Source organism: Streptomyces sp. PKA51 (assembly GCF_057552455.1).
Genome location: NZ_BAAJPZ010000004.1, coordinates 294,103 through 315,740, shown reverse-complemented (window position 1 = coordinate 315,740; position 21,638 = coordinate 294,103). Strand labels below are relative to the sequence as shown.

Here is a 21,638-nt window from a genome sequence, read left to right as displayed (position 1 = left end):
CAAGATCGCAATGAGCGAACGAGGAGTCGGATTGATGGAAGGTGTCCCGATGCCGTACGAGTCCCTGCGGGACCGGCTCGCCGCGCACGCGACCCGTACACCGGAGCGCACCGCGCTCACCGGCGCGGGACGGCGGTGGAGCTACCGCGAACTGGACCGGGACACCGAGGTGCTGGCGCAGCGGCTTTACGACGTCGGCGTGGGTGCCGGTGACGTGGTCGCCGTGTACGGCGAGCGGGACCCGCATCTGCTGATCGCGCTGGTGGCCGTGCTCAAGGCCGGGGCCGCCTTCACCGTGCTGGATGCGGGGCATCCGGCTGCTCGGGTTGCCGCCTGTGCGGGTGCGGCTGCGCCGCGGGCTTGGCTGACCTGCGGTACGGGGGCCGTGCCGGCCGAAGCGGGAGTGCCGGTGATCGGCGTACCGGGGGTGCTTGCTGGCGGTGGGCCGGTTTGTGCCCACCCGTTCCGCCCTGCGGAACGCCTGCCCACAAACCGGCAGGCGTACGTTGCGTTCACCTCTGGGACCACTGGGCGGCCTCGGGGGGTTGTGGGCTCTTGGGAGCCTGTTGCTCATTTTCTTGAGTGGTACAGCCGGGCCTTCTCGCTCGGGTCCGGGGATCGGTTCGCTGCGCTTGCCGGGCTCGGGCACGATCCCTTGTTGCGGGATCTGTTCACCCCGCTGTGGGTCGGTGCCGAAGTGCACTTCCCCGACGTGCCGTTGCGCGACGCCGCCGCGCTGGGCCGGTGGCTGGCGGAGACCGGCGTCACCGTCGTCCACCTCACGCCCGGTCTCGCCGACGCCCTCGCCGACGCCGCCCCCGCCACCGGCTGGCCGGCGCTGCGGCAGGCCGGCTTCGGCGGGGAGGCGCTGGGCTGGGGGACCGCCCGTACCTGGGCGCGGCTCGCGCCCGGCGCGCGCCTGCTGAACCTCTACGGCGCCACCGAGACCCCGCAGGCCGTCTCCGTCCTCGTCGTGCGCGAGCCCGGCGGTCCGCTGCGGGCCGAGTCCGGGGCCCGCGTGCCGCTGGGGCCGGGCATCGACGGCGTGACGCTGCTGGTGCGCGCCGAGGACGGCACCCTCGTGGACGCCGGCACCGCCGGGGCCACCGGTGAACTGGTCGTGCGCACCCGGCACCTGGCCCGGTACGCCGACGCCGCCGAGGTGCCCGACGAGTACGCCACCGGCGACCTCGTGCGCGCGGCCGGCGACGGCACGCTCACCTACCTGGGGCGCGCCGACGACCAGGTCAAGATCCGCGGCTTCCGCGTCGAGCCCGGCGAGGTCGAGGCCGTGCTGCGTGCCCACCCCGGTGTCTCGGGCGCGGCCGTGACCGTCACCGAGGACGCCTCCGGCGACCGCGCCCTCGTCGCGTACGTCGTCGGCGACACCGACGGCCTGCGCGAACACGCCGCGGCCCTTCTGCCCGCGTACATGGTCCCCTCGGTCCTCGTGGCGCTCGACGCCCTCCCGCTCACCCCCAACGGCAAGGTGGACCGCGCCGCGCTGCCCGCCCCGGGCGCCGTGCCGGCCGCGGCGCGCGGCCGGGCGCCGCGCACGCCGCGCGAGGAGGTGCTGTGCGGGCTGTTCGCCGAGGTGCTCGGCGTCGCGCAGGTCGGCATCGACGACGACTTCTTCGTGCTGGGCGGCCACTCGCTCAAGGCCAACCGCCTGATCAACCGGGTGCGCAAGGTCTTCGGCGCGGCCCTGTCCGTGCACACCCTCTTCGACGCGCCGACGGTCGCCGCCCTGGCCGCCCGCCTGGACGCGGAGGCCGGCTCGTCCCGCCCGGCCCTTCGCCCCGCCGAGCGCCCCGCGCGCGTACCGCTGTCGGCCGCCCAGCAGCGCCTGTGGTTCCTGCACCACATGGACGACCTGGAGGACGGCGCCGCCGCGTACAACGTGGCGCTGCGCGTGCGTCTGCGCGGCCGGCTGGACCGCGACGCGCTCGCCGCGGCCCTGGCCGACCTCACCGACCGGCACGAGTCGCTGCGCACCCGCTACCCGGCGGTGGACGGGGAGCCGTACCAGGACGTGCTGCCCGCCGGCGGCGCCCGCCCGCAGCTGGCCGTCGTCGACGCGGGCGAGGGCCTGGAAGAGGCCGTCACCGAGGCGGCCCGCCACCGCTTCGACCTCGCCGCCGAACCGCCCTTCCGCCCCACGCTGTTCACCGTCTCCGACGACGAGCACGTGCTCCTCCTGCTGCTGCACCACATCGTCACCGACGGCGGCTCCCTGGCGCCGCTCAGCCGCGACCTGTCCACCGCGTACGCCGCCCGTCGGGGCGGTCGCGCGCCGCAGTGGGCGCCACTGCCCGTGCAGTACGCCGACTACGCCCTGTGGCAGCAGGGCCACCTCGGCGACGAGCAGGCCGCGTACTGGAAGGAGCGCCTCGCCGGCCTGCCCGAGGTGCTCGAACTGCCCACCGACCGGCCTCGGCCGGCGGTGGCCAGCAACAAGGGCGGTCTCGTCCCGCTGAGCGTGGACGCCGCCCTGCACCAGGACCTCACCAGGCTCGCCCGCCGCACCGGCACCACGGTCTTCATGACCGTGCACGCCGCCCTGGCCGCGCTGCTCACCCGCCTCGGCGCCGGCACCGACATCCCCCTCGGCACGCCGGTGGCCGGCCGCGGCGACGAGGCTCTCGACGACCTCGTCGGCTTCTTCGCCAACACGCTCGTCCTGCGCACCGACACCTCCGGCGACCCCACCTTCCGCCAGCTGCTGGGCCGCGTGCGCGAGGGCGACCTGGCCGCCTTCGACCACCAGGACGTGCCCTTCGAGCGCGTCGTCGAGACCGTCAACCCGGCCCGTTCGCTGGCGCACACCCCGCTGTTCCAGACGATGCTGACGTTCGCCGGCTCCACCGGCGCACAGTTCGCGCTGCCGGGCCTGACCGCCGACCTGACCACCGTCGACAAGCGCGTGGCCAAGTTCGACCTGTCGTTCGTCCTGCAGGAGGAGCACACCGCCGACGGCGCCCCGCAGGGCATCACCGGCAGCCTGGAGTACGCCACCGACCTCTTCGACGAGGACGGCGCCCGCGCCGTCGCCGACCGCCTGGTGCGGCTGCTGGCCGCCGCTGCGGCCGAGCCCGACCGGGCCATCGGCGAGCTGGAGATCCTCTCCCCCGAGGAGCGCCACCAGCTGCTCACCGCCTGGCACGGCGAGAAGCGCGAGGTCGACGCCACGACGCTCACCGCCCTCTTCGAGGCCCAGGCCGCCCGGACCCCGCACGCCGTCGCCGTCGAGCACGCCGGCACCACGCTCACCTACGCCGAGCTCGACGCCCGCGCCAACCGGCTGGCCCGGCTGCTCGTGCGCCGCGGCGTCGGCCCCGAGCGGTACGCGGCCGTCGCGCTGCCCCGCTCGGTCGACCTGGTCACCGCCCTGCTCGCCGTGCTCAAGGCCGGCGGCGCCTACCTGCCGCTCGACCTCGCCTACCCGGCCGAGCGCACCGGCTTCATGCTGGCCGACGTCCGGCCCGTCACCGTCATCGGCCACGGCGCGCAACTGCCCGCGCTGCGCGAGGCCATCGCCCTGGCCGGCCCGGCCGACGAGGCCCCGGACGTCCTGCTCCTCGACGAGGACGCGACGCACGCCGCCCTCGCCGCCGAGGCCGACGGCGCCCTGACCGACGCCGAGCGCACGGCGCCGCTGCGGCCGTCCCACGCCGCCTTCACCATCTTCACCTCCGGCTCCACCGGCCGCCCCAAGGGCGTCATGGTCGAGCACCGCTCCCTGGTGCAGTACCTGTCGTGGGTCCGCGAGGCGTACGACTCCGTCGACGGCCGTGCGCTGGTGCACTCGCCGGTCTCCTTCGACCTCACCGTCACCGGCCTGTTCGCCCCGCTCGTCACCGGCGGCTGCGCCCACCTGGTCCGCCTGGACGGGCGCACCGGCCCCGACGAGGTCACCGAGGCGACCCGGCCGACGTTCGTGAAGGCCACCCCCAGCCACCTGCCGCTGCTGCTGGAGCTCGACGACCGCTTCTCCCCCTCCCGCCAGCTGGTGCTGGGCGGCGAGTCGCTGATGGGCGAGGTGCTGGACCTGTGGCGGGCCCGCCACCCGCAGGCCACCGTCATCAACGAGTACGGCCCGACCGAGACCACCGTCGGCTGCACCGAGTACCGCATCGAGCCCGGCGACAGCGTGCCCTCGGGCGTGGTCACCATCGGCCGCCCCATCTGGAACACCCAGATGTACGTGCTGGACGCCGCGCTGCGCCCGGTGCCGGCCGGGGTGCCCGGCGAGCTGTACATCGCCGGTGACCTGGTCACCCGCGGCTACCTGGGCCGCCCGGCGCTGACCGCCGGCCGCTTCGTCGCCAACCCGTACGGGCCGCCCGGCAGCCGCATGTACCGCAGCGGTGACATCGTGCGCTGGGCGCGCGACGGCCAGCTGCAGTTCGTCAGCCGCGTCGACAACCAGGTCAAGCTGCGCGGTTTCCGCATCGAACTCGGCGAGATCGAGACCGTCCTGGGCGCCCACCCGAACGTCACCCGGGCCGCGGTGATCGTCCGCGAGGACCGGCCGGGCGACCGGCGCCTGGTCGCCTACGTCGTGGGCGACACCGAGGGCCTGCGCGAGCACGCGGCGGCCGAACTGCCCGAGTACATGGTGCCGTCGGCCTTCGTCGCCCTGGACGTGCTGCCGCTGACCCCCAACGGCAAGCTCGACCACCGCGCCCTCCCCGTGCCCGCCTCCTCCCGTGCCGGCAGCGGCCGGGCGGCGCGCACGCCGCGCGAGGAGATCCTGTGCGGCCTGTTCGCCGAGGTCCTCGGCCTGGACGCGGTCGGCGCCGACGACAACTTCTTCGCGCTGGGCGGCCACTCCCTGATGGCCACCCGCCTCATCAGCCGCATCCGCACCGCCTTCGGCGCCGAGCTGCCGATCCGGGCCCTCTTCGAGGCCCCGACCGCCGAGCGCCTCGCCGAACGGCTCGCGGAGGCCGGCGAGGCCCGGCCCGCCCTCGTGGCCGCACAGCGCCCCGAGGTGCTGCCGCTGTCCTTCGCCCAGCACCGGCTGTGGTTCCTCGGCCGCCTCGAAGGCCCGAGCGCCACCTACAACGTGCCGCTGGCCGTACGCCTGACGGGCACCGTCGACACCGACGCCCTCGAAGCGGCGCTCGGTGACGTGGTCGCCCGCCACGAGAGCCTGCGCACCGTCTACCCCGAGGTCGACGGCACGCCCGTCCAGCGCATCCTGCCCGCGGACGAGGCCGCGGTACGGCTGACGGTCACCGACACCACCGACGCCGGCGCCGCACTGCGGGAAGCGGTCGGCCACACCTTCGCGCTCGACGCCGAACTGCCGCTGCGCGCCACGTACTTCCGCGAGAGTGCCGAGCAGGGCGTCCTCCTCGTCCTCATGCACCACATCGCCGCCGACGGCTGGTCGACCGCGCCCCTGCTGGCCGACCTCACCACCGCCTACACCGCCCGCCTGGCGGGCGAGGCGCCCGCGTGGCAGCCGCCGGCCGTGCAGTACGCCGACTACGCGCTGTGGCAGCACGACGTCCTCGGCGACGAGAACGACCCCGCCAGCCTCGCCGCCCAGCAGGCCGCGTACTGGAAGGAGCGCCTGGCCGGGCTGCCCGAGCTGCTCGACCTGCCCACCGACCACGCCCGCCCCGCCGTCGCCTCGCACCGCGGCGAGCAGGTGGACTTCGCCCTGCCGGCCGACGCCCACCGGGCCGTCACCGAGCTCGCGCGCCGCACGGGCACCACGGTCTTCATGACCGTGCAGGCCGCCCTCGCGGCCCTGCTCACCCGCCTCGGCGCGGGCACCGACATCCCGCTCGGCACCGCCGTGGCGGGCCGCACGGACGAGGCGCTCGACGACCTGGTCGGCTTCTTCGTCAACACCCTCGTCCTGCGCACCGACACCTCCGGCGACCCCACGTTCGAGGAGCTCCTGGCGCGCGTCCGCGAGACCGACCTGGCCGCATACGCCCATCAGGACCTCCCCTTCGAGCGCCTCGTGGAGATCGCCAACCCGGCGCGCTCCCTGGCCCACCACCCGCTCTTCCAGGTCATGCTCGTCCTGCAGAACAACGCCGAGGGCACCCTCGACCTGCCGGGCCTGGCCGCCACGACGCTGGAACTGCAGGCGGCTGCCGCCAAGTTCGACCTGTCCTTCAACCTGCACGAGCGGTTCGCCCCCGACGGGACGCCGGCCGGTATCGGCGGCGGCCTCGTCTACGCCACCGACCTGTTCGCACGGCACACCGCCGAGGACATCGCCGGCGGCCTGGCCCGCCTGCTGACCGCCGCGGCCGCCGACCCGGCGCGCACCGTCGGCGAGCTCGACGTCCTGGCCGCCGAGGACCGCGCCCGGCTGCTGGGCGGCGACTGGAGCGGGCAGCCGCGCACCTTCCGCACCGCCTCGGTGCCGCAGCTGTTCGCCGAGCAGGCGGCCCGCACGCCGGACGCCGTCGCGCTGGTCGCCGGCGGGAGCACCGTCACGTACGCCGCCCTCGACGCCCTCGGCAACCGCGTCGCCCACCGCCTGCTGGCGCAGGGCGTCACCGCCGAGACCCGCGTGGCCCTGCTCCACGACCGCTCCGTCGAGGCCGTGGCCTGCCTGCTGGGCGTGCTCAAGGCCGGCGGCGCGTACGTGCCGCTCGACGCCCGCCACCCGGCCGCGCGCATCCGGGCGATCCTGGCGGCGTCCGGCGCGCAGGTGCTGCTCACCGACCGGCCGGCCGCCGAACTCGGCGACCTGCCCGAGCAGATCACCGTCGTGCCCGTCGCCGAGGCCGTCGGCGGCAGCGCCGACCACGACCCGGGCATCGCCGTCCACCCCGGACAGCTGGCGTACTCGATGTTCACGTCGGGCTCCACCGGCACCCCCAAGGGCGTCGCGACCACCCACGCCAACATCGTCGCCTTCTGCGCCGAGGCCACCTTCCACACCGGCCGGCACCGCAGACTGCTGCTGCACTCACCGCTCGCCTTCGACGCCTCGACGTACGAGATGTGGGTGCCGCTGCTCTCCGGCGGCCAGGTCGTCCTCGCCCCGCCCGGCGACCTCGACCTGCCCGCCCTCGCCCGCACCATCGCCGAGGAGGGCATCACCAGCGTCTTCCTCACCGCCGGCCTCTTCCGGCTGATCGCCGAGGAGCACGTGGGGTGCCTGCGCGGCGTCCACGAGGTGTGGACCGGCGGCGAGGTCGTCTCCACCGCCGCCCTGCGGCGCGTCGTCGAGGAGTGCCCCGACACCACGGTCATCGACGTCTACGGACCGACGGAGACCACCACCTTCGCCACCTTCCACCCGCTGCGCCGCCCCTACGACTACCCGGGCACCGTCCCGATCGGCGCGCCGATGGACAACACCGCGGCCTACGTCCTGGACGCCGCGCTGCGCCCGGTGCCGGTGGGCGTGCCCGGCGAGCTGTACCTGGCCGGCGCGGGCCTGGCCCGCGGCTACCTCGGCCGCCCCGACCTGACCGCCGGCCGCTTCGTGGCCGATCCGTACGGACCGCCGGGCAGCCGGATGTACCGCACGGGCGACCTCGTGCGCTGGGACCGCGACGGGCAGCTGCACTTCGTCGGCCGCGCCGACGACCAGGTCAAGCTGCGCGGCTTCCGCATCGAGCTCGGCGAGATCGAGAGCGTGCTGCTCACGCACGCCGCGGTCGCCCAGGCGGCCGTGGTCGTCCGCGAGGACCGGCCCGGCGACAAGCGCCTGGTCGCCTACGTCGTCGGTGACGCCGAGGGCCTGCGCGAGCACACCGCCGAGCGCCTGCCCGAGTACATGGTCCCGTCCGTCTTCGTGACGCTTCAGGCCCTGCCGCTCAACCCCAACGGCAAGCTCGACCACAAGGCGCTGCCCGTCCCGGACCCGGCCGACCGGCCCGCCGGGCGCGCGCCGCGCACCCCGCGCGAGGAGGTCCTCTGCGGCCTGTTCGCCGAGGTGCTGGGGCTGGAGGGCGTCGGCATCGACGACGACTTCTTCGCGCTGGGCGGCCACTCCCTGATGGCCACCCGCCTCATCAGCCGCATCCGCACCGTCTTCGGCGTGGAGCTGGCCATCAGGGCCCTGTTCGAAGCACCGACCGTCGCGACGCTCGCCGGTCACCTGGACACCGCCGAGAAGGCGCGTCCGACACTCCGGCCGAAGCTGCGGCCGATGAAGAGGTCTGTTGAGGAGATGTCATGATTCCGCTCTCTTACGCGCAGCACCGGCTGTGGTTCCTGAACCGCCTCGAAGGTCCGAGCGCCACCTACAACGTCCCCCTCGCCCTGCGCCTGACGGGCACCGTCGACACCGACGCCCTGGAAGCGGCTCTCGGTGACGTGGTCGCCCGCCACGAGAGCCTGCGCACGGTCTTCCCGGAGACCGACGGCGTGCCGCGGCAGCACATCCTGCCCGCGGAGACCGGCTTCACCGGCCTGACCGTCACCGACACCACCGACGTCGAGGCCGCCCTGCAGGAGGCGGTCGGCCACGCCTTCGCGCTGGAGACCGAACCGCCCCTGCGCGCCACGCTCCTGCGCACCGACGCGACGCACAGCGTGCTCCTCGTGCTGATGCACCACATCGCCGCCGACGGCTGGTCGGTCGGCAACCTGCTGCGCGACCTGCAGGCGGCCTACACCGCCCGCCTGCAGGGCGCCGCCCCCGGCTGGGAGCCGCTGGAGATCCAGTACGCGGACTACGCACTGTGGCAGCGCGAGGTGCTCGGCGAGGAGGACGACCCCGACAGCGTCGCCTCCCGCCAGGCCGCCTACTGGGCCGAGCAGCTGGCGGGCGCGCCCGAGCTGCTGGACCTGCCGGCCGACCGGCCGCGCCAGGCCGTCGCCGGGCACGCGGGCGACACCGTCCCGCTGACGGTGGACGCCACCACGCACGCCCGCCTGGCGGAGCTGGCCCGCGCCCACCGGTGCAGCCTGTTCATGGTCGCCCAGGCCGGTCTCGCCGCCCTGCTCACCCGCCTCGGCGCCGGTACCGACATCCCGCTCGGCACCGCCGTCGCGGGCCGCACGGACGAGGCGCTCGACGAGCTCGTGGGCTTCTTCGTCAACACCCTCGTCCTGCGCACCGACACCTCCGGCGACCCCACCTTCGCCGAACTCGTCGAGCGCGTACGGGAGACCGACCTGGCGGCGTACGCCCACCAGGACATCCCCTTCGAGCGGGTCGTCGAGGCGGCCAACCCGGTGCGCACCCTTGCGCACCACCCGCTGTTCCAGGTCATGCTCGTCCTGCAGAACAACGCCTCCGGCACGGTGCAGCTGCCGGGCCTGGCCACCGAGGTGGAGGACCTCAACGCCAGGACGGCGAAGTTCGACCTGTCGTTCACCCTGCACGAGCACCACGACGCCACCGGCGCGCCGGCCGGCCTGACCGGCGGCCTGACCTACGCCACCGAGCTGTACGACCAGGAGACGGCCCGCCACCTGGCGGCGTGCCTGTCCCGGCTGCTGGCGAGCGCCGCCGCCGACCCGGCGCGGCCGGTGAGCGGGCTCGACGTCCTCTCGGCCGCCCAGCGCGAGCAGCTGCTCGTGGAGTGGAACGACTCCGCCCGCGACGTCGCCGAGGGCACGCTGCCCGAGCTGTTCGCGGCCCGCGTCGCCGAGACCCCCGACGCCGTCGCGGCCGTGTACGGCACGACCGAGCTCACGTACGCCGAGCTGGACGCGCGCGCCAACCGGCTCGCCCACCACCTCGCCGGACTCGGCGCCGGCCCCGAGCGGATCGTCGCCGTCGCCCTGCCGCGCTCGGTGGAGTGGCTCGTCACGCTCCTGGCCGTGGTCAAGGCGGGTGCCGCCTACCTCCCGGTCGACCCGGAGTACCCGGCCGAGCGCATCGCCTACATGCTCGACGACGCGGAACCGCTGTGCGTCGTCACCGACGCCGCCACCCGCGACCGCCTCCCGGCCTCGGCGCACGCGCTGGTGCCGGACGAGGCGGAGCTCGCCGGGCAGCCGTCCCACGCCCCGCAGCCGCGCCTGACGCCGGCGAACGCGGCGTACGTCATCTACACGTCCGGCTCCACGGGCCGCCCCAAGGGCGTCGTCGTCACCCACACCGGCATCTCCAGCCTCGTCGCCGAGCAGACGGCGGCCTTCGGCGTCGGCACCGGCAGCCGCGTGCTGCAGTTCGCCTCGCCGAGCTTCGACGCCGCGACGTGGGAAGTGTGCATGGCCCTGCTCTCGGGCGCCACGCTCGTGCTGGCCCCGCGCGAGGAGTTGCTGCCGGGCGACGCGCTGGCCGCGACCCTGCACCGGCACGCCGTCACCCACGCCACGCTCCCGCCGGCGGCACTCGCCGTCCTGCCGGACGGCGCCCTGCCCGAGGGCATGACGCTGGTGGTCGCGGGCGAGGCGTGCGCGCCGGACCAGGTGGCGCGCTGGTCCGCCGACCGCCGCATGATCAACGCCTACGGGCCGACCGAGACCACCGTCTGCGCCACCATGAGCGGCCCCGTCTCCGGCAGCGCCGTGCCCCCCATCGGCCGGCCCATCGCCAACGCGCAGGTGTACGTGCTCGACGCGGCGCTGCGCCCGGTGCCCGTCGGCGTCGCCGGCGAGCTGTACGTCGCCGGTGCCGGCCTGGCCCGCGGCTACCACGGCCGCCCCGACCTGACCGCCGGGCGCTTCGTCGCCGACCCCTACGGCCCGGCGGGCTCCCGGATGTACCGCACCGGCGACCTCGCCCGCTGGGACCGCGACGGACAGCTGCACTTCGTCGGCCGCGCCGACAACCAGGTCAAGCTGCGCGGCTTCCGCATCGAGCTCGGCGAGGTCGAGTCGGTGCTGGCCGCCCACGAGCGCGTGGTCCAGGCCGCGGTCGTGGTCCGCGAGGACCGGCCGGGCGACCGGCGCCTGGTCGCCTACGTCGTGGGCGACACCGAGGGCCTGCGCGAGCACGCCACCGCCGAACTCCCCGAGTACATGGTGCCGTCGGCCTTCGTCGCCCTCGACACCCTGCCGCTCACCCCCAACGGCAAACTCGACCACAAGGCCCTGCCCGCCCCGGACCCCGCCGAGCGGCCCGCGGGACGCGCCCCGCGCACGCCGCGCGAGGAGATCCTGTGCGGCCTGTTCGCCGAGGTGCTGGGGCTGGAGGGCGTCGGCATCGACGACAGCTTCTTCCAGCTGGGCGGCCACTCCCTGATGGCCACCCGCCTCATCAGCCGCATCCGCACCACGCTCGGTGCCGAACTGGCCATCCGTGACCTCTTCGAGGCCCCCACCGTGGCCGCCCTCGCCCCCCGCCTGGACGACGCCGGCTCCGCCCGCAACCGGCCCGGCGCCGACCGCGAGCGCCCCGCCGTGCTGCCGCTGTCCTTCGCCCAGCGCCGGCTGTGGGTGCTCGACCACGTCGAGGGCCCCAGCGCCACCTACAACGTGCCGCTCGCCCTGCACCTGACCGGCACGGTCGACACCGACGCCCTTCAGGCGGCGATCGGCGACGTGGTGGCCCGCCACGAGAGCCTGCGCACGGTCTTCCCCGAGACCGACGGCGTGCCCCGGCAGCAGATCCTGCCCGCGGAGACCGGCTTCGCCGGCCTGACCGTCACCGACGTCGACACCACCGGTCTCGACGCCGCCCTGCGGGATGCGGCCGGCCACGCCTTCGCGCTGGGCACCGAAACCCCGCTGCGCGCCACGCTGTTCCGGGTGGACGAGCAGCACAGCGTGCTGCTCCTGCTGATGCACCACATCGCCGCCGACGGCTGGTCCGCCGGCCCGCTGCTGGCCGACCTCACCACCGCGTACACCGCCCGCCTGGCGGGCGCGGCACCGCAGTGGCAGCCGCTGCCGGTGCAGTACGCGGACTACGCGCTGTGGCAGCACGACGTCCTCGGCGACGAGACCGACGCCGCCAGCACCGCCGCCCGCCAGGCCGCGTACTGGACGGAGCGCCTCGCCGGGCTGCCCGAGCTGCTCGACCTGCCCACCGACCACGCCCGCCCCGCCGTCGCCTCCTACCGGGGCGACCAGGTCGCCTTCTCGATCGGGCAGGAGACCCACCAGGCGCTGACCGCGCTGGCGCGCCGGACGGGGGCGACGACCTTCATGGTCGTCCAGGCGGCGCTCGCCGCCCTGCTCACCCGCCTCGGCGCGGGCACCGACATCCCGCTCGGCACCGCCGTCGCGGGCCGCACGGACGAGGCGCTGGACGGTCTGGTCGGCTTCTTCGTCAACACGCTCGTCCTGCGCACGGACGTCTCCGGCGACCCCACCTTCGCCGAACTCGTCGAGCGCGTACGGGAGACCGACCTGGCGGCCTACGCCCACCAGGACCTGCCCTTCGAGCGCCTGGTCGAGATCGCCAACCCCGTGCGCTCCCTCGCCCACCACCCGCTCTTCCAGGTCATGCTGACCCTGCAGAGCCAGGCCGAGGCCGCCGTCGACCTGCCCGGTCTGACCACGCGGGTGCAGGGGCTGGACGCCGGTGCGGCGAAGTTCGACCTCTCCTTCAGCCTCCGCGACCGCCACGCCGCCGACGGGACGCCCGCCGGCATCGACGGCAGCGTCGTCTTCGCCACCGACCTCTTCACGGCCGGCACCGCCCGCACCATCGCCGACCGGCTCGTGCGCCTGCTGCAGGCCGCGGTGGCCGCGCCGGACGCCCCGGTCGGGCAGCTGGAGATCCTCGCGCCGCAGGAGCGCGAGCGGCTGCTGGTCGAGTGGAACGACTCCGCCCGCGACGTCGCCCGGGGCACCCTGCCCGAGCTGTTCGAGGCGCAGGTCGCCCGTACCCCGCAGGCCGTCGCCGTCGTCCACGGCGAGACGACGCTGACGTACGCCGAGCTGGACGCGCGCGCCAACCGGCTCGCCCACCACCTCGCCGGACTCGGCGTGGGCCCGGAGCGGATCGTCGCCGTCGCACTGCCGAAGTCCGCCGCTCTGGTGGTGGCCCAGCTCGCCGTGGTGAAGGCGGGCGGCGCCTATCTGCCGGTCGACCCCGAGTACCCGGCCGAGCGCATCGCCTACATGCTCGACGACGCCGCACCCCTGTGCGTCGTCACCGATGCCGCCACCCGCGACCGCCTGCCGCAGGCCGTGCCCGTCGTCGACCTCGACGGCACCGACCTCACCGCCTACCCGGTCCACGCGCCGCAGCGCACGGCGGTGCCGGCGAACCCGGCGTACGTCATCTACACGTCCGGCTCGACGGGCCGCCCCAAGGGTGTCGTCGTCACCCACACCGGCATCTCCAGCCTCGCCGCGGGCCAGATCGAGGTCTTCGGCGTGACGCCGGACAGCCGCGTGCTGCAGTTCGCCTCGCCGAGCTTCGACGCGGCCACGTCCGAGATGTGCATGGCCCTGCTGGCGGGCGCCACGCTCGTGCTCGCCTCCCGCGACGAGCTGCTGCCGGGCGAGGACCTCGTCCGCACGCTCGCCCACCACCGCATCACGCACGCCACGCTCCCGCCGGCGGCACTCGCCGTCCTGCCCGACGGCGCGCTGCCCGACGGCATGACGCTGGTGGTCGCGGGCGAGGCGTGCGCGCCGGACCAGGTGGCGCGCTGGTCCGCCGACCGCCGCATGATCAACGCCTACGGGCCGACCGAGACGACGGTCTGCGCCACGATGAGCGGCCCGGTCTCCGGCGCCGTCACCCCGCCGATCGGCCGGCCCATCGCCAACGCGCAGGTGTACGTGCTCGACGCCGCGCTGCGTCCCGTGCCCGCCGGGGTGCCCGGCGAGCTGTACGTCGCCGGTGCGGGCCTGGCCCGCGGCTACCACGGCCGCCCGGACCTGACCGCCGGGCGCTTCGTCGCCGACCCCTACGGGCCCGCCGGCTCGCGCATGTACCGCACCGGCGACCTGGCGCGCTGGGACGAGGACGGGCAGCTGCACTTCGTCGGCCGCGCCGACAACCAGGTCAAGGTCCGCGGCTTCCGCATCGAGCTCGGCGAGATCGAGGCCGTCCTCGTCGCCCACGACGGCGTGGCCCGGGCTGCCGTGATCGTGCGCGAGGACCGGCCGGGCGACCGGCGCCTGGTCGCCTACGTCGTCGGCGACACCGACGGCCTGCGCGAGCACGCCGCCGCCGAACTCCCCGAATACATGGTCCCCTCGGCCTTCGTCGCCCTCGACACCCTGCCGCTCACCCCCAACGGCAAGCTCGACCACAAGGCCCTGCCCGCCCCCGGCCAGGGCGAACGCCCCGCCGGACGCGCCCCGCGCACCCCGCGCGAAGAGCTCCTGTGCGGCCTGTTCGCCGAGGTGCTCGGCCTGGACGGCATCGGCGCCGACGACAACTTCTTCGAGCTCGGTGGCGACAGCATCCTGTCCATCCAGCTGGTGAGCCGCGCCCGCAAGGCCGGGCTCGTCCTCACCGCCCGGGACGTCTTCAAGCACCAGTCCCCGGCCGCCCTCGCGCTGATCGCCGCGGACAGCGGCGCCGCCACGGCCCAGGAGGCACCGGACGCGGGCGTGGGCACCCTGCCGCCGACGCCGATCATGCACTGGCTGCGCGAACTCGGCGGCGCCTGGGAGGGCTTCAACCAGTCGATGGTGGTCCAGGTGCCGGCGGGCGCCGACGAGGACCGGCTGCTGCGGGCCGTCCAGGCCCTGCTGGACCGGCACGACGCGCTGCGCCTGCGCCTGACCGGCACCGACGGCTGGACCCCCGAGATCGCCCCCGCCGGCACGGTCACCGCCGCGAGCTGCCTGCAGCGCGTGGACGTCGGCGGTCTGAGCGGCGAGGCGCTCGCCGAGGCCGTGGCCGTCCACGGCGAGGCCGCCCGGCAGCGGCTCGCCCCCGCGGACGGCGCGGTGCTGCGGCTGGTGTGGTTCGACGCCGGATCCGAGCGGCCCGGCATGCTGCTGATCGTCGCCCATCACCTGGTGGTCGACGGCGTCTCCTGGCGCATCCTGCTCCCGGACCTCGCCGCCGCCTGGGAGGGCGCGGCCGACGGCGCCACCCCCGCCCTGGACCCCGTACCGACCTCCTTCCGCCGCTGGTCGCAGCGGCTGACCGAGGCCGCGGCCGACCCGGCGCGCACGGCCGAACTGCCCGTGTGGCAGCGGGTGCTGGACACCCCCGACCCGCAGCTGGGCACCGTCGCCCCCGATCCCGCGCGGGACGTGGCGGCGACCACCGTCTCCCTCTCCCTGCGGCTGCCCGCCGAGGTGACCGAGCCCCTGCTGACGTCCGTCCCGGCCGCCTTCCACGCGGGCGTGAACGACGTCCTGCTGACCGGCCTCGCCCTGGCGGTGCGCGAGTACCGCACGCGGCGCGGCCACGGCACCGGCGCCGTGCTGCTGGACCTGGAGGGCCACGGGCGCGAGGAGATCCTGGAGGGCGCCGAACTCTCCCGCACCGTCGGGTGGTTCACCTCGCTCTTCCCCGTGCGCCTGGACCCCGGACCGGTCACCGACGCCGACGTGCGCACGGCCGGCCCCGAGCTGGGCCGCGCCCTGAAGCGGATCAAGGAGCAGCTGCGCGAACTGCCCGACAACGGCATCGGCCACGGCATGCTCCGGCACCTGAACCCCGACACCGCGCCCCAGCTGGCCGGGCGGACCGCGCCGCAGATCGGCTTCAACTACCTGGGCCGCTTCCCCGCCTCCGGCGGCGGCGCCCCCACCGCCGACTGGGCCGTGGTGCCCGGCGTGAAGGGGCCCGCGCCCCGCGACGGCGCCATGCCCGTCGGGCACCCCCTGGAGATCAACGCGATCACCGAGGACCGGCCCGGCGGCCCCGAGCTGAGCGCCGTGTGGACCTGGCCGGCGGCGCTGCTGACCGAGTCCGAGGTCCGCGAGCTGGCCGAGGGCTGGTTCCGCGCGCTGCGGGCCCTGGCCGACAGCACCGCCACCACCGACGTGGGCGGCTACACCCCGTCCGACCTCTCGCTGGTCGAGCTGAGCCAGGACGAAATCGACGATCTTGAAGCTGAATTGAGGGAAATCGCATGAAGACTTCGGGTCTTGAGGATGTCCTGCCGCTGTCTCCCCTGCAGGAGGGCCTCCTCTTCCACGCGCTCGCCGGCGAGGCGGGCGGGACGGACGTCTACAACACCCAGCTCTTCCTCGACCTGGAGGGCCCCCTCGACGTCGAGCGGCTGAAGACCTCGGCGCGCGCCCTGCTGCGCCGCCACGCCAACCTGCGCGCCGGCTTCCGCCAGCGCAAGAACGGCCAGGCCATCCAGGTCGTCCACCGCGAGGTGCCGCTGCCCTGGCAGGACGTGGACCTCTCCGCCCTGCCGGAGGCCGTACGGGAGGCGGAGCTGACCGCGCTGCTGGAGGCCGACCGCGTCCGCCGCTTCGACCTCGCCGTCCCGCCGGCGCTGCGCTTCACCCTCGTCCGCCTGGGCTCAGGGCTGCACCGCCTGGTGATGAGCAACCACCACATCCTCATCGACGGCTGGTCCGCGCCCGTGCTGCTGCGCGAGCTGCTCACGCTGTACAAGGAGAACGGCTCGGACGCGACGCTGCCGCCGGTCACCCCCTACCGCGCCTACCTCGCGTGGCTGGCCCGCCAGGACGCCGGGGCGGCCAAGGACGCCTGGCGCCGCGCCCTGAGCGGTCTGCAGGGCCCCACCCTCGTCGTACCGGCCGACCCCGACCGGCCCGGCATCCTGCCCGCCTACCGCTCCACCGACCTGCCCGAGGAGCTCACCGCCTCCCTGGAGGCCATGGCCCGCACCCGCAACCTGACCGTCAACACCCTCCTGCAGGGCGTGTGGGCGCTGGTGCTGGCCGAGCTGACCGGCCGCGACGACGTCGTCTTCGGCTCGGTGGTCTCCGGCCGCCCGCCGGAGATCCCCGGCATCGAGACGATGGTCGGGCTGTTCATCAACACCGTCCCCGTGCGGGTGCGCCTGGACCGCGGCGCCTCGCTGGCCGCCAACCTCACCCGGCTGCAGGAGGAGCAGGCCGACCTGCTCGACCACCAGCAGCTGCGCCTGGGCGAGGTGCAGCGCCTGGCCGGGCACGGCGACCTGTTCGACACCGCGCTCACCGTCGAGAACTACCCCTCCGACGGCTCCGGCAGCCAGGAGGTCGCCGGCCTGCGCGTCGCCCGCGTCTCCGGCAAGGACGCCGCCCACTACCCGCTGCGCCTGATCGCCGGCATGGCCGGCCGGCGCCTGCACGTCCGCCTGGAGTACCGCCCCGACCTCTTCGACGAGGCCGCGGCCGACGTCCTGCTCGCCCGTGCCGAACACCTGCTGCGCACGGCCGTCGAGCAGCCGGAGCTGCTCCTCGGCGACGTCGAGCCGCTCACCGCCGCCCAGCGCGCCCTGCTGCCCGTGGCGGCCGCCGCCGAGGAGTCCGCGCCGGTTGCCGTCCGGCCGCGCCGGGAGCGCGAGCGCAGCCCGCAGGAGGAGATCCTGTGCGGCCTGTTCGCCGAGGTGCTCGGCAAGCCGGCCGTCGCCCCGCACGAGGACTTCTTCGAGCTCGGCGGCCACTCCCTGTCGGCGATCAAGCTGCTGGGCCGGGTCCGCGCGACGTTCGCCGTCGAACTGCCGGTGCGCGCCCTCTTCGAGGCCCCCACCGCCGCCCTGCTGGCCCGGCGCCTGGACCAGGGCGTCGCCGCCCGCGAGCCGATCCGCCCGGCCGTGCGCCCCGAGCGCATCCCGGTCTCCTTCGCCCAGCGGCGCCTGTGGTTCCTCGACCGCCTGGAGGGCCCGAGCGCCACCTACAACATCCCCATGCCGCTGCGCCTGACCGGCCGCCTCGACGAGGAGGCCCTGCGCGCCGCGCTGGGCGACGTCGTGGCCCGCCACGAGAGCCTGCGCACCCTCTTCGGCGAGCACGAGGGCGTGCCGTACCAGCGCATCCTCGACGCCGGCGAGCACCGGGCCGAGCTGGCCGTCGTCCCCACCGACGCGGCCGGCCTGCCGGCCGCCCTGGCCGAGGCCGCGCGCCGGCCCTTCGACCTGGCGCTGGAGACGCCGCTGCGCGCCACCCTGTTCCGGGTGGGCGAGGAGGAGCACGTGCTGCTCCTGCTGCTGCACCACATCGCGGGCGACGGCTGGTCGGCCGCCCCGCTGGTGCGCGACCTCGGCGCGGCCTACACCGCCCGCACCGCGGGCTCCGCCCCGGCCTGGGAGCCGCTGCCGGTGCAGTACGCCGACTACACGCTCTGGCAGCACGCGCTGCTGGGCGACGACGGCGACGCCGACAGCGTGCTCGGCCGCCAGCTGGCCCACTGGACCCAGGCGCTGGCCGGCGCGCCCGAGCTGCTGGCCCTGCCCACCGACCGGCCGCGCCCGGCGGTCGCCGACCACCGCGGCGACTACGTGCACCTGTCGGTCGACGCCGCCACCCACCGGGCCCTGGTATCCCTGGCCCGCGCCCACCGCTGCAGCCTGTTCATGGTGGTGCAGGCGGGCCTGGCCGCCCTGCTCACCCGCATGGGGGCGGGCACCGACATCCCCATCGGCACGGCCGTGGCCGGCCGCGGCGACGAGGCCCTCGACGACCTGGTGGGCTTCTTCGTCAACACCCTGGTGCTGCGCACCGACACCGCGGGCGACCCGGGCTTCGGCGAGCTGCTGGAGCGCGTGCGCGAGACCGACCTGGCCGCCTACGCCCACCAGGACATCCCCTTCGAGCGCCTGGTCGAGGCCGTCAACCCGGTGCGCTCGGCGGCCGCGCACCCGCTGTTCCAGGTGATGCTGGCCTTCCAGAACAACACCGGCCCCGCCCTCGAACTCCCGGGCCTGACGGTCGGCTTCGAGGCCACGGGCGCGGGCGTCGCCAAGTTCGACCTGTCCTTCAGCGTCGCCGAGAGCCACGGCGCCGACGGCGAGCCGGCCGGGCTGCGTGGCATCGTCGAATACGCCACGGCCCTGTTCGACCGCGAGAGCGCCCAGGAGCTCGCCGACCGCCTCGCCCGGCTGCTGGCCGCCGCGGCGGCCGACCCGAAGGCCCCGCTCAGCCGCCTGGAGGTGCTGGCCGGCGCCGAGCGCGAGCAGCTGCTGCAGGGCTGGCACGGCCCCGTCCTCGACCTCGACAAGGCCCCGCTGCCCGCGCTGTTCGCCGCCCAGGTCGCACGCACCCCCGACGCACAGGCGCTGACCGCGCACGACGGCACCTCGCTGACGTACCGCGAGCTCGACGCGCGCGCCAACCGCCTGGCCCACCGCCTGATCGAACTGGGCGCCGGCCCCGAGCGGTTCGTGGCCCTCGCGCTGCCGAAGTCCGCCGACCTGGTCACCGCCCTGCTGGCGGTGGTGAAGACCGGCGCCGCCTGGGTGCCGCTGGACCCCGCCTACCCGGCCGAGCGCCTGGCCCTGATGCTGGCCGACGCCGACCCGGTGTGCGTGCTCACCGGCTCCTCGGTGACCGCCGCCCTCCCCGCGGACGCGCCCGTCGTCCTGCTGGACGACCCGCGGTTCGCCGCCGAGGTCGCCGCACGGCCGGCCACCGCCCCGGCCGTGGCCGTGGGAGTCGACCACCCCGCGTACGTCATCTCCACCTCCGGCTCGACCGGCACCCCCAAGGGCGTCGTCGTCACCCACCGCGGCCTGGCCGGGCTCGCCCACCACCACCGCACCCGGCACGGGGCCGGACCGGGCAGCCGGGTGATCCAGTTCGTCTCGCCGAGCTTCGACGTGTCGGTCTCCGAGCTGTGCATGGCCCTGCTGACCGGCGGCACCCTCGTGGTGCCGGACGGCACGCCGATCGGCGAGGAGCTGGCCCGCTTCCTGGCCGAGCAGCGCATCACCCACGCCCACATGCCGCCCTCGGTCCTGGCCGGCCTGCCCGCCGTGGACCTGCCCGACCTGCGCACCCTGATCGTCGGCGGCGAGGTCTGCGCCCCCGAGCTGGTGGCCCGCTGGGCCCCCGGGCGCCGCCTGGTCAACGGCTACGGCCCGACCGAGGCCACCGTCGAGGTCACCTCCGCGGTGTGCGACCCGCAGGCCGGGCCCGTGCAGCCCATCGGCCGGCCGGTGGCGAACGCCCGCGCGTACGTGCTGGACGCGGCCCTGCGGCCGGTGGCCGCCGGCGTCGTCGGCGAGCTGTACCTGGCGGGCGACGGGCTGGCCCGCGGCTATCTGCGCCGCCCCGCCGTCACCGCCGCCCGCTTCGTCGCCGACCCCTACGGTCCGGCCGGCACCCGCATGTACCGCACCGGCGACCTGGTGCGCAGGCGCCGCGACGGGCAGCTGGAGTTCGTCGGCCGCGCCGACGACCAGGTCAAGCTGCGCGGCTTCCGCATCGAGCTCGGCGAGGTCGAGTCGGCCGTCGCCGAACAGCCGGCGGTCGCCCGCGCGGTGGCCATGGTCCGCGAGGACCGGCCCGGCGTGCGGCGCCTGGTCGCCTACGTCGTCCCGGCCCCCGGCGCCGGCGCCGCGGACGTCGCGGCCCTGCGCTCGCGGCTGCTGGGCCGGCTGCCGGAGTACATGGTGCCCTCGGCCTTCGTGCCGGTGGCGCAGATCCCGCTGACCCCCAACGGCAAGGCCGACCACCGGGCGCTGCCCGAGCCGCCGGCCGCCCCCGCGGGCCGCGCCCCGCGCTCGGGCCGCGAGGAGGTGCTGTGCGGCCTGTTCGCCGAGGTGCTGGGCGCCCCGGGCATGGGCATCGACGACAACTTCTTCGAGTTCGGCGGGCATTCGCTGCTGGCGTCCAAGCTGGCCGGCCTCATCGGCGCGGTGCTCGGCGCGGAGGTCTCCGTCCGTACGATCTTCGCCGCGCCCACCCCGGCGGCGCTGCTGGAGCGCATCGACGGCGGCGACGCGGCCGGCGGCTTCGACGTCCTGCTGCCGCTGCGCACCACCGGCACCCGGCCGCCGCTGTTCGCCGTCCACCCGGTGGGCGGGCTGAGCTGGTGCTACGCGGGCCTGCTGCGCGCCCTGGACGCCGACCAGCCGCTGTACGGCCTGCAGTCGCGCGGCGTCGACGGCACCGAGCCGCCGGCGGCGACGCTCGCCGAGATGGTCGCCGACTACGTGGCGCAGATGCGCTCCGTGCAGCCGGCAGGCCCCTACCACCTGGTGGGCTGGTCGCTGGGCGGCGCCCTGGCCCAGGCGGTGGCCGCCGAACTGCGCCGCCAGGGCGAGGAGGTGGGCCTGCTGGCCCTGCTCGACTCCTACCCGGTGGAGGCCGACCGCAAGGAGCCGCTGGAGACCGAGCGCATCCTCACCGACATGTTCCAGGCGTACGCGCGCATCCACGGCGAGTCCGACGTGGTGCCCGGCGACCTCGCCGAGATGCGCCGCGCCGTCGTCGGCTACATGGGCCGCGGCTCCAGCGAGTCGCGGCACCTGGACGAGGCGCAGCGCGCGGCGGTGCTGGACGTGCTGGTGAACAACGTGCGCCTGGTGACGCCGGCCGAACCGGCCCCGTACGACGGCGACATGCTGCTGGTCGTCGCCACCGAGAACCGCCGCGAGTGGGCGGACCCGGCCGCGTGGGAGCCGTACGTCTCCGGCGTGGTGGAGCTGGAGGAGGTCGCCACCACGCACGAGCGGATGACCGAGTCGGCCCCGCTGGCCGAGATCGGCCGCCTGCTGGCGCAGCGCCTGGACCGGGCGCCGGCCGCGGCGCTGGTCTGAGGCGCCGGTCCAAGACGCCGGTCCGAGGCGCCTTTTCGCCGGGGCGGTTCCTCTCATTCGGGGAACCGCCCCGGCGGTGTTCCCAGCCGGATTTAGCAGGCGGGAATTGCCGCGATAGTCCGCCGATAATTCGGCTTTTTAGGCTCCCGGCCACCAGTTCCCGGC

The 21,638-nt window shown here is 75.4% G+C and carries 2 protein-coding genes and 1 pseudogene; all 3 read left to right on the top strand.

Annotated features, from left to right (window positions below; translation table 11 throughout):
• Positions 1-10 precede the first annotated feature (10 nt).
• Positions 11-8,077: pseudogene (locus AC27L3_RS08600) on the top strand (amino acid adenylation domain-containing protein); the annotation flags it as partial.
• 83 nt (positions 8,078-8,160) lie between these two features.
• Positions 8,161-15,885, top strand: coding sequence for an amino acid adenylation domain-containing protein (locus tag AC27L3_RS08595; RefSeq protein WP_487233390.1), 7,725 nt, complete (start codon positions 8,161-8,163; stop codon positions 15,883-15,885).
• Positions 15,882-21,473, top strand: a complete 5,592-nt coding sequence (locus AC27L3_RS08590) for an amino acid adenylation domain-containing protein (RefSeq protein WP_487233389.1) — start codon at positions 15,882-15,884, stop codon at positions 21,471-21,473. The genes AC27L3_RS08595 and AC27L3_RS08590 overlap by 4 nt, the downstream gene beginning before the upstream one ends.
• Positions 21,474-21,638: the final 165 nt, after the last annotated feature.

Bases quoted from the DNA above. Each gene is read 5' to 3' on its own strand.
- AC27L3_RS08595 (WP_487233390.1), top strand. From the start codon at position 8,161: ATGATTCCGCTCTCTTACGCGCAGCACCGGCTGTGGTTCCTGAACCGC.
- AC27L3_RS08590 (WP_487233389.1), top strand. From the start codon at position 15,882: ATGAAGACTTCGGGTCTTGAGGATGTCCTGCCGCTGTCTCCCCTGCAG.